The organism is Candidatus Stygibacter australis (genome assembly GCA_030765845.1).
GTDB lineage: Bacteria > Cloacimonadota > Cloacimonadia > Cloacimonadales > TCS61 > Stygibacter > Stygibacter australis.
In genome coordinates this window covers 1-16,210 of sequence record JAVCDJ010000197.1, presented here as the reverse complement: position 1 = coordinate 16,210, position 16,210 = coordinate 1, and the positions used below count along the sequence as shown (strand labels likewise).

The 16,210-nt window shown below is 36.6% G+C and carries 12 protein-coding genes; all 12 read left to right on the top strand.

All coding sequences use genetic code 11. From position 1 onward, the window contains the following. A partial coding sequence (locus tag RAO94_09980; protein MDP8322665.1) for a hypothetical protein occupies positions 1 to 4,066 on the top strand: 4,066 nt, incomplete at its 5' end. Between the two features lie 110 nt (positions 4,067 to 4,176). After that, positions 4,177 to 5,109 (top strand): MlaD family protein, encoded by a 933-nt coding sequence (locus RAO94_09975; GenBank protein MDP8322664.1) that lies wholly within the window; start codon positions 4,177 to 4,179, stop codon positions 5,107 to 5,109. Positions 5,110 to 5,123: 14 nt separating this feature from the next. Beyond that, positions 5,124 to 7,283 carry an ABC-type transport auxiliary lipoprotein family protein gene (locus RAO94_09970; GenBank protein MDP8322663.1) on the top strand — a complete coding sequence of 720 codons (2,160 nt, stop codon included), beginning with the start codon at positions 5,124 to 5,126 and terminating at the stop codon, positions 7,281 to 7,283. A gap of 24 nt (positions 7,284 to 7,307) precedes the next feature. After that, on the top strand, positions 7,308 to 8,348 hold the full coding sequence (locus RAO94_09965; protein ID MDP8322662.1) for an MlaE family lipid ABC transporter permease subunit: 1,041 nt from the start codon (positions 7,308 to 7,310) through the stop codon (positions 8,346 to 8,348). Between the two features lies 1 nt (position 8,349). Further along, positions 8,350 to 9,093, top strand: coding sequence for an ATP-binding cassette domain-containing protein (locus RAO94_09960; protein MDP8322661.1), 744 nt, complete (start codon positions 8,350 to 8,352; stop codon positions 9,091 to 9,093). Between the two features lie 108 nt (positions 9,094 to 9,201). Next, positions 9,202 to 9,684 carry a Mut7-C RNAse domain-containing protein gene (locus tag RAO94_09955; GenBank protein ID MDP8322660.1) on the top strand — a complete coding sequence of 161 codons (483 nt, stop codon included), beginning with the start codon at positions 9,202 to 9,204 and terminating at the stop codon, positions 9,682 to 9,684. Beyond that, on the top strand, positions 9,681 to 10,676 hold the full coding sequence (locus tag RAO94_09950) for an OmpA family protein (protein ID MDP8322659.1): 996 nt from the start codon (positions 9,681 to 9,683) through the stop codon (positions 10,674 to 10,676). The genes RAO94_09955 and RAO94_09950 overlap by 4 nt, the downstream gene beginning before the upstream one ends. A 536-nt stretch (positions 10,677 to 11,212) precedes the next feature. Next, on the top strand, positions 11,213 to 11,872 hold the full coding sequence (locus RAO94_09945; protein ID MDP8322658.1) for a CRISPR-associated endonuclease Cas6: 660 nt from the start codon (positions 11,213 to 11,215) through the stop codon (positions 11,870 to 11,872). Next, the gene (locus tag RAO94_09940) at positions 11,869 to 13,920 is read left to right on the top strand and encodes a TM1802 family CRISPR-associated protein (GenBank protein MDP8322657.1); all 2,052 of its coding nucleotides are present in this window, start codon (positions 11,869 to 11,871) and stop codon (positions 13,918 to 13,920) included. Before RAO94_09945 ends, RAO94_09940 begins: the two co-directional genes overlap by 4 nt. Continuing rightward, positions 13,910 to 14,764 (top strand): type I-B CRISPR-associated protein Cas7/Csh2, encoded by an 855-nt coding sequence (cas7b, locus tag RAO94_09935; GenBank protein ID MDP8322656.1) that lies wholly within the window; start codon positions 13,910 to 13,912, stop codon positions 14,762 to 14,764. Before RAO94_09940 ends, cas7b begins: the two co-directional genes overlap by 11 nt. A gap of 9 nt (positions 14,765 to 14,773) precedes the next feature. Next, positions 14,774 to 15,544, top strand: a complete 771-nt coding sequence (gene cas5, locus RAO94_09930) for a CRISPR-associated protein Cas5 (GenBank protein MDP8322655.1) — start codon at positions 14,774 to 14,776, stop codon at positions 15,542 to 15,544. A 38-nt stretch (positions 15,545 to 15,582) separates the two neighbouring features. Next, positions 15,583 to 16,210 (top strand): CRISPR-associated endonuclease Cas3'' (locus RAO94_09925; protein ID MDP8322654.1); only part of this gene is annotated, 628 nt, incomplete at its 3' end.

Genomic DNA, 16,210 nt, shown 5'->3' with positions numbered 1-16,210 from the left:
AGACGACGATCATCCGAAAATCGGTAATGAAAATAAAACTTTGATCCTGAGTGCTGTGGACAGCAGGTTGGAATATGAGCTGCCCTATCTCACCAAGTTCATTGATTGGCTGCCACTTTTAGCAACAGATGAGGATTCACGAATAACCATAAGCGGAGAAGTGGCAATGAGCTTACCGAAAGTATATGGTAATCCAGATAATCCTGAAGAAGCATATATTGATGATATGGAAGCTATATTGGAGAGCTTTCCCATGGGAGTAGTTCGTTCCGGGTGGTCACTTGCATCAAAACCATATGATATAAATGTGGCAAAGGCACATTCTAATTGGTATAATCCACAAAATATATATCGTAAAGATGTTTATGACCCAGAATCATTAACCAGCAATGAAGAAGATGAAGAAATCCAGATTTTAGCATTAAAGCTTGATCCCCCCGATCTTCATAATCCCGGAGTAAATAACCGTTATTGGGGTGGAGTAATGAAATTTGTTGGTAATCAGTTGGATTTTTCTTCCAAGAAATTTCTGGAAGTACTGGTCAAGGTGGACAGTTTACACCAGAATCAGGCACCAGTTATTATGCATGTTGATCTGGGTGATATCAACGAAGATTATTATACAGATTTTGGAGGCGAAGGAGTGCTTAATACTGAGGACGGTAAAAATGGTGGAGTCTCTGATGGTCAGCTTGATGATTATGATGATGTAAATGAGGATATTGGATTGGATGGCATTCCTGATGGTGAATCTGGTGATGATCCTCAGGATAACTACGATGCAGATCAGGATGATGAAGGTGATTATCCCCTGATCAATGGTACTGAAGGTAATAAGAAACTGGATACTGAAGATCTTGATAATAACGGTGAGTTGAATGATTCAGATGTGTATTTTGAGTATTCAGTTACTCTGAGGGATACTACTTTTCTGGAAAATGTCTATAATGGCTGGTATTTATACCGAATACCGGTAGATGACAGTGAATTTTACAGAGAAGTGAGTAATAGTAACATATCTCCCGATCTGGAGAGGATCAGTTTTGCCAGGGTGTGGTTTGAAGTAGAAGAAGAAGCAAGAGTGAAGATCGTGAATGTGGATGTGATCGGAAATAAATGGGAATCAAATTATATCAGGGATGAGAATGAAAATATCCTTAGCGAATTTGATCTGGAGAATAACCGTGAAAAGATGCAGGAAGGTATTATCGATAATCAAAAAAGCCTGCACTATACACCAGCACCAGGATCAGTTGTTAAGGAAAGTGGTGAAGAAACCCTGGAGCAATCCCTGACAATTGAATACACTAATCTGCTGCCAGGACATCATGGACTGGTGCGACAAAAATTTCAGGATTCATATAATCTGCTTAACTATAACAGCATCAGATTCTGGGTGTATTCAGAGAAGCCTCAGAATGTTTCCAGTGATCTACCTCATGATCTGGTGATCAGAATTGGAGCGGATTCCCTGAATTATTATGAAATAAATTATCCCTTAAGCAGTGATGACTATCTGGGTGAGATGGACAATGATAACTGGATCAATGTTGATCTTGATTTTTCTCAGTTAACATACTTGAAATCACCTGATCTGAGCGATAGCTCTTTTGTTGAAGTAGATAATTATTATAGTTATTATTACAGTGGTGATATGAAAATAGAAAGGCATAAAGAACCAACTTTGAGCAATATCAGAGAGATGAGCCTGGGAATTGAAATTCCACCTGAGGATTCAGAACCTTATTCTGGATTGCTGTATTTTGATGATATCAGAGTAGCTGAACCTTATAATGATGTGGGATATGCTGCCAGAGGAACAGTAAATCTGCAAATGGCAGATTTTGGTACCGTGGATATTAATACCGAGTGGAAAACAGATAATTTCCAGAACAATGCAAATCGTACAAAAACAGTTGCCAATAGAGAAGAAATCCAGACATTGAATATTAATAGTACCTTGAATCTACACAAATTTTTCCCTGCTCAATGGGGTTTAAACATACCTTTGGCGCTAAGCCGTCAGCAAAGTCATAAAGTAGCCCGTTTCATGTATAATAGTGATATTTTGTGGGAATACCTGAATGATGTAGATAAGGAAAGGGAGCAGACCGACTATTTAAAATATCGGGCAGATTTGACGCTGGGACTTAATAAATCACCGAGTACCACCTCAAAATTGTGGAATGGATTTGTGGATAAAACCTTTAAAACAACCACTTTGAGCGGTTATATAGAGAAAAAATATGATGTGAAACCGACAACTACTGATACTACTTTGACCTATCAGGTGAAACATGCTTATAAACTTAGCATCCCCAAGGACAAAGTGGGAGTAACCCTATTTGGGAATTATAAGCTTTATTTGATCCCTCAATCTTATAATAATAGCTTAACATATAAAGCAGAATTACCAGATGGCAGACGGTGGCGCTGGACTACCACAGGTGACAGCGCTCGTTGGGAACCACAGTCCAATGTAATCAATACTAAAACCTTAACCACATCATCTACTGTAAAATACGATCTTCTGAGTGATTTCAGCGCAGATTACAGCCTGAAAACAACAAGGGATATGCTGCTAGAAAAATATTGGCAGGATTATAATATAGGATCCGAAAAAAACCGTGATCAGACAATAAATCTGGCGTATAATCCTAAATATCTGACTAATATTTTTTCTTATAGTTCCACTTTGAAAATAAAATATTCTGATAAAACCAGAAAGACTACCTATAATAGTGATGATGATGATTTTTACTATGAAGGTGGAGTTGATAGAGATTTTGGTACACGACTAACCCTCAAGAATCATGATCTGATGATGAATTTTGTGAATTGGGTGTGGACCGATGCTCCTGATAATAACGAAGGAAAAACTTCACCTCAGAATTCTGAAACTCAGGAGGAAGAAAAGCAAGGGGAAAAAACCAAAGAGGAAATTTTAAATGATTTCAAAGGTGATGAATTCCCTGATCTGCCTGAAAGAGAAAAAGAACTTACTTTCCCGGAAGAAGAGGATAAAACTGGACTTGAGGAGAAAGGAAAAGAAGACGTTGAGGGAGATGAAGAGGGAAAAGAAGTAGAAGATGAGGAAACTCCCAGACCAAAAATTAATATGGTAAAGGAATTTGTGAAATATATCGGTGGTCTTGAGAATCTTAGCATTGATTTTGATAACAGCTACAGTACAGATTATGATGATATGTATGAACGCCCCTCATGGGAATATCAGTTGGGATTACCTCATATTCTCACAGAAGAAGATACAGAAGACAGTACGGGTGCAATAGTTGATAAAGAAATCACCATGCGTCAGGACAGCAATTCCTTGAATATAACATCAGGATTTCCTATCTGGAAAAATCTGACCACCAGTTTAAGTTTTGACTGGCAGATCACTCAGAAATATACCAGTTCAACAACACAAACTATAACCACAAATTTCCCAAATGTGCGAGTAACCTTAAGCGATTTTCAAAATCTGCTGGGTATTGGTGATATTTTAAAGAGCAGCTCTCTTTCATCGAGCTATTCTCTTACTAATAAACAGACAGGAATTGTAAACTGGGATGAACCAACATCAGAAGAGCAGGCAATAAATTTCAGTCCTTTATTATCATGGCAGGGGAACTGGGTACAAGATATAACCTCCCGGATAAATTTGAATCATTCAGAATCAATGACCACTCAATTTCAGCAGCAGGGTGATATCATCAATACCTCTACCAATCAGTCAGCTACAGCAGATTTGAGCTGGTCATTTTCAGCTGAGAAAGGATTGAAAATACCCTTGATGAAAAAACGGTTCTATATAAAAAATGAAGCAACTTTGAGCATGAATGTATCTTACAGTAAAAGCTTTGGCACGCGAAAAGGTTATGATAATGACACCGAAAAAACTGATGATCAGATGAATATCAGCGTCAGACCTCAGATCTCTTATAATTTTTCCAAGAGCATTACGGCAGGATTAACCAGCGAATATAAAATAAATAATAATAATAAAACTAATAATAAGCTCACAACTTTCAGTCTTTCAATGTGGGTGGAAATCATTTTCTAAGGCGTAAGTTATACCAGAAAAAAATCTTTTTCTTGACAACGAGTGATTGAGGAAGGATAAAAAGAACTGATGTGAGAATAAACCGCCCTGAAATGGGAACGGGAGAAAATATGGTAGGACGCGCTCAAAAAGTACGGTTAGGCATATTTATCACCTTGCTCTCCGCTTTACTGATAGCTGCATTAATATTTATTGCCGGTGATAAACTTATGGAGAGCTGGGATTATTACTACATAACCTATTCGGATGTTTCAGTAAATGGCTTGCAGGTAGGTGGTCAGGTACGCTATCATGGAATTGAGATCGGAAAGGTGGAAGAGATCAAAATAGTTCCTGATGATGTTACAAAAGTGAGAGTAAAAATCAGCGTGACAGAAGGTACACCAGTTAAAACAGATACCGAGGCACATCTTGTGCTGGTTGGGATCACAGGCTTAAAAATTGTGGAACTGACTGGGGGTAGTAATGAAACGCTGTTACTGAAACCGGGCAGTGAGATATTGCCAGGTATATCAATACTTGATAATATCTCCGGTAAAGCTGAGGTGATGGCGGAAAAACTGGAATTGATCATGAATAACATCCTCGAGATCACAGATTCTGATAATCAGGATCGGATTTCTTCCATTCTTACCAGCGTAGATACTATACTTATTGCAAACCGGGAACCTATTAATAATATTGTTGTGAATCTGGACAGCACTACTGCTGAACTTACAGAATTACTGCACACTTCAAATGAAATTTTAGCAAGGTTCAATTCAATAATTCAATCTGGAACGATAGATACGATGTTGATCAACTTTAAAGATATTTCATCTGAACTTAATGATCTTGAGATCGCAGAATTGATCGATCAAATGAATTTGACTGTCCGTCAGATCAATTCTACTGTTTCGAAGATTGACCTTACTATTATAAGGAGTCAACAGGATCTACTTGATACGATAAGTTCTATGCGGGAAGTAGCTGATTATCTGGAAGACTTCTCCCGGAGAATATCAGAAGACCCAACCATACTGCTGAGAGGCGGTCGTAATTAAAACAGGATGGAATTATGAAAAATAGCAGGATTATTTTTTTAGTTATTATGATCACGATATTGCTGGTGGGATGTTCCGTCAGTGAAATGATTGAAAAGAGATACTATATTTTTGATTACAACGATAATAATGAAAGGACAGACCTTTTCCAGGATACACCTCTTCCCTATTCTGTGATGGTACAGGATGCCCGGATTTCGCAAACCTATACCAGAAAACAGATTGTGAAAAGACATTATGGCCCCCAGATTAGATATATGAATTATAGACTTTGGGGAATCAGGCTTCAAGACGCTATTCCTGACCTGTTCAGCACACGTCTGGAAAAATACGGTATTTTTGAAAGTGTCAATCGTGATATGTTAATAGAAAATCCAAATTATCAAGTGATTATCACCATAAATAATCTGGAGATATATGAAACCGCATTTCTTTCTGAAGCACATCTTAATATTGAATTCTCAATGATCAATATGCTGGAAGGAGCTAAAGATTGCCCCGATGTGGATCTAAATTACAGTATTGACCGCACTGCAAGAATTGAAAAGGATGATGTGGAGGCTTTTGTTCAGAAAGTAAATGATATGATCCTGGAGGAATCTAATAATTTCATTGTTAAAATCCTTAATGAATTTACTGACTTTCAGGAAGAATCTCAAATTGAAGAAAGCCTTGCTTCCAGATATGACCAGATAGATTATTCAGCCCAGGTGTTGGGTGATAGTACAGTGGTCGATGAAGGTGGTATTGGTTTAGTTTATTTCCCAAATCTTAGTGGAGAAGATAATGAACCTTATTATTATGTAAAAGATAAAATGGGTAATAACCTGAAAATGGCTCGCATGGGTGGGGAAGTACCTCTTCCAGAAGGTACATATACCGTGGAATATGGCTCTCAGCAAGGATCTCGCAGTATGTCTCAACGGATAGATGTTAAACCTCGCTGGCGTTATAACGTGGAACCTGACTGGGGTTGCCTGATCGTTGATGTGATGGATGAGCAGAGAAACTATGCCAAAGTCAGTTACACAATTTATGATAATGCAGACGGATTTGATTATGGAATCGATTATCCTGCTGACGTCAATCTTGGTGAAAAATCAACAGTATGGGTACTGAAACCTGGCACGTATAAGGTAACTCTCAACAATGAATCATTTAATACTTATCGTGATTTCACAACTATAGAGGTTTTGGAAGGATACAGTCAAAGACTTTCCCTAATCGTGGAAGAAGAGGAAAATACCGGACTTTATACTCTAATTGGCGCTGGTGTGATCAATGAGGATGATGATCAGAGGAAAGATACTAACTGGAATTTAAGTAGTGCAATCCATGTGAATATCAACCTGAATACAGATAATTCCGAAAATAAAAACGATACTCAGCTAACAATCAATATGAATGCTCAGCTCGATAATTCTGCTTATTATGAGAAAGGAAGACTTAAGTATTCCCTTAAAAACCTGATTGAAATAGGAACTAATAAAGATGAGGATTACGATCAATTCCGGGTGGATCTGGATGATTTTGATGCCAAAAATACTGTGATCTATAATGTTTTTTCCGCTTTTGGTTTATATGGCAGATTTGATTTGAATACTCACTTCTTCCCCGTACAGGTTTATGATGTTAATTATATTAAAAATAACACAGACGGCACTTTTGTCGATTCTCTTTCTAATGTAAGTTCCGTTGAGACAAGTCCTTCCTTCTTCCCTATGACACTTAAAGAGGGATTTGGTTTGAATTTCCAGTTCTTAAATACTGCCAGATCTGATATGAATCTTAGGGTCGGTCTGGGAGCCAGACAGGATCTTCGTAATGATGTTTACTCATATTCCACAGACTGGATAGATCCTGACACAGATATCACATATAAAGTATATTCTGAAGAAGAATCGAGTTATTATGAAGGAATCGAAGCCTCAATGGTTGGTGATTTGCAGATTTTAGGAAATATTAATTACTCTCTGACAGCAGATTTCCTTTTCCCATTTGCAGCAGATAAGAATTATACTATGGATATTGAGAATATCCTAAATGTGAAATTATTCAAATATATTTCCCTGGATTATCGACTGAAGTTCTATACTCGAGAATCTGATGCCCTGGAAGATTATATTTCCACCCAGCAAAGTCTATTTTTACGGTTTACCTATCTATTACGCTAAATCATGAATATTTCTGAGAAAACTGTGATCTTTGAGGAGCCTCTTAATAAAGAGACGATTCATCTTATAATGCAGCAGCTTGATAAACAGAATACCAAAGAACTGAAATCTTTTGATTTTGCCCAGGTTGAGAGAATTGACAGTTCTGGCGTGGTATTCATAGAATATCTCCATTCTCAATTTAAAAATGCTGAATTTATAAATATATCTTCTGAAATAGAATTTACTCTCCAGGCCTTTAAAAGTGATCTTGACGAAGAGATCGTTGAACCTGTTCAACCTGGTTTTTTTGAGAATACTGGAGACCTGATATTCAAAACCCTGGAGCGATCTAAAGAGGTGATGTATCTGGTTTCCGATATTTTATACTGGTCTGTAGTGGGTATTTTTAATCATAAAGGTCAAAGGAAAGATTCTGTTGCTCAGCAGATGCTTCTGATAGGAATAGATGCCATTCCGATTATTGGGCTGTTGTCATTTATTCTCGGATTGATCCTGTCCTTGCAATCTGCAGCACAACTTCATCAGTTTGGCGCTGATATATATCTGGCTGACCTGATTTCCGTTACCATGATCACTGAGATGGGACCAATGCTTACTGCGATCATGGTTTCCGGCAGAAGTGGCTCTGCAATTGCCTCAGAAATTGCCACAATGACCGTGACTGAAGAGATTGACGCGCTAAAGATGATGGCATTGAACCCTATCAGATTTATAGTGGTTCCCAAATTTCATGCCATGACCATCTGCATGCCGCTTCTGGTGACGTTATCGATGTTTGTTGGAGTGCTGGGCGGAGCGATAATCGGAACTTATTATCTTAATATTGCCCCAGGACTTTTCTGGTCAAGAGTATTTGCTATATCCTCATTAAGGGATTTCAGTATTGCCATTGGCAAGAGCATAGTATTCTCCTGGGTGATCGTGATAATAGGCGTGTATTACGGATTGAATGTGAAGGGTGGAGCAGAAGGCGTGGGAAAAGTAACCACTGCATCTGTGGTTGCCTCCATATTCTGGATAATCGTGCTGGACGCAATTAACAGCTTGATATTTTATTATTAAAATGGAAAAAAATATAATTGAAGTAAGAAACCTGGTCGCCAAATACGGTGAAAGAACCGTACTTAATGATATTAGTGTCGATATCAAAGCTGGAGAAATTACTGTAATTCTGGGCAGCAGCGGTTGCGGAAAAACTACCCTGCTTAAAAATATTCTCCGCTTATACGAACCGTATTCTGGCAGTGTGAAGATATTTGATCAGGAAATCACTACTATGGATGAACCAGAATATAATTTGATCCTCAAAAAGATTGGTGTTCTTTTTCAGGGAGGAGCTCTGCTGAATTCTATCTCGGTTGCTGAGAATCTGGCTATCCCCCTTGAGCAGCATACTAAATTGCCTGACGTTATCAAAGACAGGATAATTAATCTTAAATTGGAACTGGTTAATCTGGCTTATGCAAAATACCTGAAACCTTCTGAACTTTCTGGCGGTATGAAAAAGCGGGTTGCCCTGGCAAGAGCTATTGCACTTGATCCTGATCTGCTCTTTTGCGATGAACCTTCTGCCGGGCTGGATCCTATCACCAGTGCTGATCTGGATAGATTAATACTTAATCTTAAAGAAAAACTCAATATGGCAATTGTGATAGTAACTCATGAGCTTGCCAGTATCCATAGAATTGCTGATTCCATTATTTTCTTACATAAAGGAAAGATGCTTTATCATGGCAGCCTTGAAGCTGTAGAAGATGCCAATATTCCCGAAATAACAGAATTCTTTGAAACTGGAAAATTTCACTGATCACATGCCGGTAAAAATTCTGGGAGGACTGGTGCCCACCGCTAATCTTGGTTCAACTATAGCTCTCGCCCAGTTCCTGCGTCTGGTGATCTTAAGAGGTTCACGAGATTGACAAAGGAAACCAAACTCCCACGCTTTCTGCTTAGAGAAAATCTTTCTAAACTTGCTCGCGATCTTCGCTTACTTGGTTATGACGCTGCTATTTATAATCAGATCAGCTTTCACAATTTGTGCCGGATAGCTGCCCGTGAGAACAGGATCATACTCACCAGATCCATTGGTGAATCAAAGCAGAAAACAGATAATCATATCATCCGGATAAGAGCAGTCCATGTAGATCAACAATTACTTGAAATCAGATCAATTTTAAAATTTGATCCTTCGATAATTTTCTCCAGATGCTCATTATGTAATAAAATACTTTACGAGATTGATAAAAAAAAAATAATCAACTTTGTACCTGAGTATGTGTTGACACATAACTCCCGTTTCATGATCTGCAGGTTTTGCGGACATATTTACTGGGAGGGTGATCATCATCAGGCAATTATAAAACGCCTGAAATATCTGTTTGAGGAAGGAAAGTTATGAAAAAGTATTTGGTCTTTATTATAGTTTTTATGTTGATATCATCACTTTCTGCTGCTACGCGCTATCAGATGAAAAAATATCCTTATTATACCAGTATAAATATCAATCTTTTCCGCCTGGCAGGAAATGATGCCCCAGGTTCTATTGCAAAATTTAATTTTGGCGGGAGAATAGGATATAATTATACTCCTAATTTTGCCCTGGAACTTTCTGGTAATTATGGAAAAACTTCTCCCAGCGATTCTGAAACCTCAGGATTTACTGCCTGGACTTCGGCCAGCATCCTTAATGCTGATACAGAGATAATTAACTTTGATTTTGCTTTCCGCTACAATCTGCTGCCAAATTTAGGATCGAACCCATTTCTAAAAGTTGGACTCGGCAATATGCAGTGGCAGGTTACAAATGAAGATGCTTCGGAAGCGGATGATTTTAATTATGATAAAAAGTATAATAATCTCTATGCTTTTGCTGGCATTGGACTGGAAAATAGACTAAGCGAACATGTCTCAATAAATCTCAATTATAAAAGAGCATTAATATTCGGTGATACAGATAATCTGCTGGGAGATGGTGAATCTCCTGATAATATTACTGAACTGGGGCTGGAACTGGTAATTAAATTTGGCCGTGGTGTTATCGAGCATGTGGATCTGGTTAATATTGATGCGGTAACTTTTCAATTTAATAGTATCAAACCGACAAGTTCTTCCAAAGATGTCATTAAATACGTTGCGGAAGCAATGAAAAAGAATCCTGATCTGGTTTTAGAGATCAGAGGTTTTACTGATAATACCGGATCTGATTCAGTCAATCTGAGAATGTCCAAAAAACGTTCTATGGCTGTTAAACAAATGCTGGTGGATAGAGGGATTGCACCCACCAGACTGGTGACTTCTGCTATGGGACATCAGAATCCTGTTGCCACGAATTCCACCCCCGCAGGTAGAGCACTAAATCGCCGCGTGGAATTTTACGAACTGCAAAAATAAACAGCTCTTCACTTTATATCTATCGTATATATCAGTTGCAGACATTTTACTGCTTGTAACTTAACTTTTCTTTAATTTTGCTCAATTTCAGCTAATTCTCTTGATAAAATATCTCTCCCTACTAAAAATTACTTGCCAAAATTTCACTAAACCACCTCATAATCGCATTTCCAGAAACATCACTCATCCATAATCCCCTCAAACCACCTTAGAAGTGGAACAACAAAGCAGTACTGACATTTTTTTGTTTAGATTGTACTTTGTTGTTTCTCCTAAATTCTGCTATCTTGACGGGGATATACATGTGTTTTATGAGAGAACTGGTGAAATTTATTGATATTTCTGTGACCTTGCGAATGGTCTTGCACCTTCGCAATGATTTCTTTAGAACTTCCCAAGGTTTGGCTGGTGAGAATTGAACAGTCTCGGTTTGCGAACAGATAGAAATGTAATATTTAACTTGACAGAAAATAAAAACAAGACCTATTAAGGTTCTATACAAACAAGATGAAGTGAGGTGGAAATTGTTAATAAAGATGATAAAACTTGAGTTTACAACAGTAGGGTTTAACGTTTCAGATTTGCCTAAGTTACGGGGGTTTTTCTCAAGACATTTTTCAGAAAATATTGAATTTCATAATCATCTTCCTGATGGCAGTTTTTCTTATAAATATCCTGTAATCCAATATCGCGTAATTAAAGGACATCCTGCCTTGATCGGAATTAAAGAGGGAATAGAATTGATAAAAAGCCTTTTCTTTGAACTTGATGAACTGATCATTAATGAGCGGAAATATCAATTACCTGAAAAAGAGATAATGCTGAAGGAGCAGGAACTGGGTGAATGTGAAGAATTTATCAGTTACCGGTTTGCTTCACCCTGGATGGCTCTAAATCAGGATAATTACATTTTATATCGCGAGAAGAACAAAGTAGAGCAGCAGCAATTCTTGAAATTACTTTTGCGGGAGAATTTAAAGTCATTATGTAAAGGTTTTGGTTATTGGATAGAAGACATCGAGAACGTGAAAGTTGAAGGTTATTTCAAAGAAAAATTAGTGAACTTCAAAAACCGTAAAATGGTCTGTTTCACGGGAGAATTCACAACCAATTTCAAGATACCGCAATATTTGGGCATTGGTAAACAAAGTGCGCGAGGATTTGGGGTAGTGGAGAGAGTAGAGGAGGAAGGATGATAAATAGTTTTAGATTATTGGGTCATAGTGTATTAGAGAAAGCTGGATATTATAATATGAGTATAGAAGCTGATAAACGAAAATTACTTTTAGATAATCTATCAAAAGTTCCCAGAGCAAAGACTGATAAAAATGAAAAGGCGTTACTCGGTGGCAGAGCTATCTGCTTAAATTTTGATCTTGAGAAAGGCGTTTTTGAATTCAGATTATCTGAAATAGAACTCTCTCGGGATCATCGGGAGAGTATATTTGCGTTTGGTCTCGCTAATCCAGGCGATAGTAAAAAGTTTCTAATGACGAATAATTTAGGAACTTTTATTAGTGCAACATTTCAAGGGTCAATTGAATATATAAAAGATAAAAAGAGTAAAAAGAAGTCATCTAAGTGGTTTGAGAATAATATCAGTAATGAGTATTTACTTCTTTTAGCCAAGATATTTGATGAATTTTATCAAAATGAAGAGGGAATATCTTTAGATGAAAATAAATTAGAGCCAGCTCAGAGGAAGGTATTTGGAGAAATATTTGGATCAGAACAGTCAAAGTGTAAGCCAGGCAAAAATCCAAATACTGAGGATATCTATTACAGGTTGCTGAACAAGATATTTTACAATCGGGAATCTAAGAGCCTTGATAAATTTTCTTCAATATATATTGTTACTTTTAATGGAGAAACTATCCTAGAATATGAAAATGGCAAATACGCAGCAGATTATATAAATCTCTGTTACTATGATTTAGTTAAAAGATTTTCAATTGAGAGGGGTAAGGGGCAGAAGTATTGTCATATCTGCCAAAGTGAAAAAGAAATAATCCAGGACATCCCTTTGTTAATGAAGTTTTATGGTACAACTAATCCCCTAAACTTTGAGAATGTTTCTAACACAAACGCTTATAAGTCGTTTTCCATCTGCGAAGATTGCCTTATAGAAGTACTTACGGGGATGAAGACAGTAGAGAGTGACTTGCGGGATTATTTATTTGATATGACGGTATATTTGATACCGAAAGATGTAGGTGATAATATCGATATATCTTTATATAAGAAAATAATCGAGATATTGAAAACAACAAAGCGAAATTATAAGGATGATATTAACAAGTTAAAGGCAATATTAAAAGCATCTAATAAAAAGAAATTAACTTTTGATATCATGTTTTATTATCATCCTTTAGGTTCTCAGCAGTTTGATATATTAAGGTTGATATCTAATGTAGAGCTATTATCTTTATTAGATAAATTAGCGAAATTTGATAGTATATCAGAGAAATATGATTTAGATTTGCTGGAACATAAAACTGGTAATAACAGCTTAACTTTAGAAGACATGAGAAATTACCTTTTTCCGTCCTGGTATTCAGAACCAAAGAATCCGGATTACAAAGTATTGGGTCGCAAATTAGTAGAGTTTCTGGATCGATTTTTATGTGACAGAAAATCGAGTTATAATGAATTGATCAGTAATTTTGTAGCAATTTATAAGAAAAGGATGCACCGAGATAAAATGGATAATTTATCACCATTCAAGATGGTTTTAGGATTAGCGGTGTTTAATGAGATCAATCAAATACGAGAAGGAGAAGCTATGAAGCCAGGTAATGCAGTAACGGAGATAAATCAGGAAGAATACACTGATTTTTTTAATACCCATGCAGAGATTTACGGAGATAATTACTATCGACAAGGTTTGTTTTTATTAGGAACAATAATATCCAGAATCAAATATGCTCAAAGAGATAAGAAATCTAATATACTGAGAAAGATGAATTTAACTGGAATGAATGTAAGGCGGGTACCGAATTTTTTTAATCAGGTAAGAGAGTTTGCGGAGATTTATAAAAAGGATTTAAAATATCTCAGACAAGATATCTGGGGAAACATCACAGACAGATTGCAAAATATAGAAAATTCTGGATTAAAGAATGACGAAGTAGTTTTTTATATATTAACAGGATTATCATATCAAGATTACCTGGGAATAAAGTATGGCAAAGAGAAAAGAGAAAAGGGTGAAAACAAAACAAGGGAGGAAGAAGATGAAAGTTGAAAGAAATAGTGAGATATTATTTATCTACGATGCAAAGATGACTAATCCGAATGGTGACATGGATAATGAGAACAAACCTCGGATGGATTATGATACAGATACAAATCTGGTAAGTGATGTCAGGTTAAAGAGGTATATACGCGATTATTATGAAACAGTGAAAAAGCAGGAAATATTCGTAACAAATAAAGCTGCGAAAGCCGAAGAACGAGGGAAACAACTCAAGGCAAAAAAAATGGAATATACAGATTTAATAGATGTCAGGCTATTTGGGGCAGTATTCGCTTCCAGTGGAGCAAACACGCATTTAGTAGGACCGGTGCAGTTTAATTGGGGTTATTCTTTAAATCCAGTGGAGATAAATGAAAGTTCTACGATAACATCAAGCTTTAGTTCTGGCGAAGGAGTTGGCAAAGATTTCAGGGTAAAGTATTCATTAATAGCATTTAATGGCAGTATTAATGCCTATACTACAGATGGAACAAATTTGACTCAAGAGGATATTGCAGGATTTGATGAGGCAATAGTAAAAGCCATACCACTTGCGCGGACAAGATCAAAGATAGGTCAGACTCCCAGATTATATATTCGGGTAGAACTGAGTGATAAAGAAAAGTTACTTAAAGACTTGCGTGAATACCTAAGTTTGGAATATAAGATAGAGAACAAGTTCAATGTAAGAAGTACTGAGGATTATCAATTAGCTATTGGAGCTTTGACGGAGTATTTGAAAGATCACAAATTAAACAAAATAATTGTATGGAAGGATGATAAATTTCAAATAAAAGACTGGGATGAATTCCAGAAAGAGTTTGAAGGTAAAATCACAGAATTAACAATATAGGGAGAAGTAATGGATAATAGAATTGAAAGGATAATCTCTTTCAAGCTTTCAGGAAAATTTGGGCATTACAGCAAGTTTTACACTAATTCTTCATCTTTATCCTATCTAATTCCTCCACGCACTGCTATTATTGGCATGTTAGCTTCCATTCTCAAAATACCCAGAGACGAATATTATGATCTGATGTCAGAAGAAAATTTAAGCATTTCTGTTCAGATACCTCAAGGATTAGTGATTCGCAAACAGACTCATTCTTTGAATAATCTTCATAGCAAATACTATCAATTAATTACCTCGGGAAAGGGTAAGTTTCAGCATTCGCAGTGCAAGATTGAGTTATTAATGGGTCCTCCTGGAGGAATGATCGAATATATAATCTATATTGGTGGTAAATCTAAAAATGAGATGATGAGAGAACTTGAAGGAGCATTATCTGTTGGTAATTATGGATATGGTGTCTATTTAGGGCAGCGGCAATTCAAGGCAGAAATCAGTGAAATACACTTATATAAACGTGAAGAAATTGAATATCTGGTAACTTCTGATAGAGTAGATACCATGTGCTTGAAAGAGAATATTTCTGAGATGGACTTGACAAGTAATATTCAATTATTAACCGATCAAATACCAATTGATTTCAGGAAAATAGAGACGCGGGGTTTAGTAGGACGAGAGCCAATAACAGTAAAAGATGTGATATTTGAGAAAACAGGTCAACGACTGACAGGAGAATTCAAGAACTGTTATAAAATAGGCGGCAGCATAATATCATTTTATTAGATTGAAACATCGGAAAGGGGGTTAAAATCGGGAGAAAAATGCTATCTCATCCTGCAGAAGAAGGCTATGCTGAAAAGCTGTTAATCGAGCATTTGGAAAATGTAAGCAGTCTAATGGTTGAAGAAGTGAGAAGGCACAGCCTGGAATTAATTTTTTCAAAACCAATATTAATTAGACTGGTAGAAATAATTGGTTTAATGCATGATTTTGGCAAAGCAACTACCTGGTTTCAGGAATATCTACGCGGGGAAAGGAAAGGTTCCAACTATACGCATCACAGTTTGATATCAGCAATAGTAACATATAATATAGTTTTGCATGAGTTAGAAGATGGGTTGCTGGCATATATTGCCTTTCAAGTAGTATTACGTCATCATGGTAATTTGAGTTCCTTTGATATTAGCAATGATTATATAAATTACAGGTTATTAACAGAGCAGTTTGATAATATCAAGCAGTATGGTTTAGAGGTATTATCCGATCTATATAGCAAGCATGGATTAGATACTGGATATATAAGAGGGATTATAGTAAAAAAATTTAGTGAAATAGCAGAAGAATTTATAGATGATTATGAGGAATTAGCAGATGGGAACGAGATTGAGTTATTTTTTCTGACGAATTATATATTTTCATTGTTAATTGATAATGATAAAAGTGATGCTG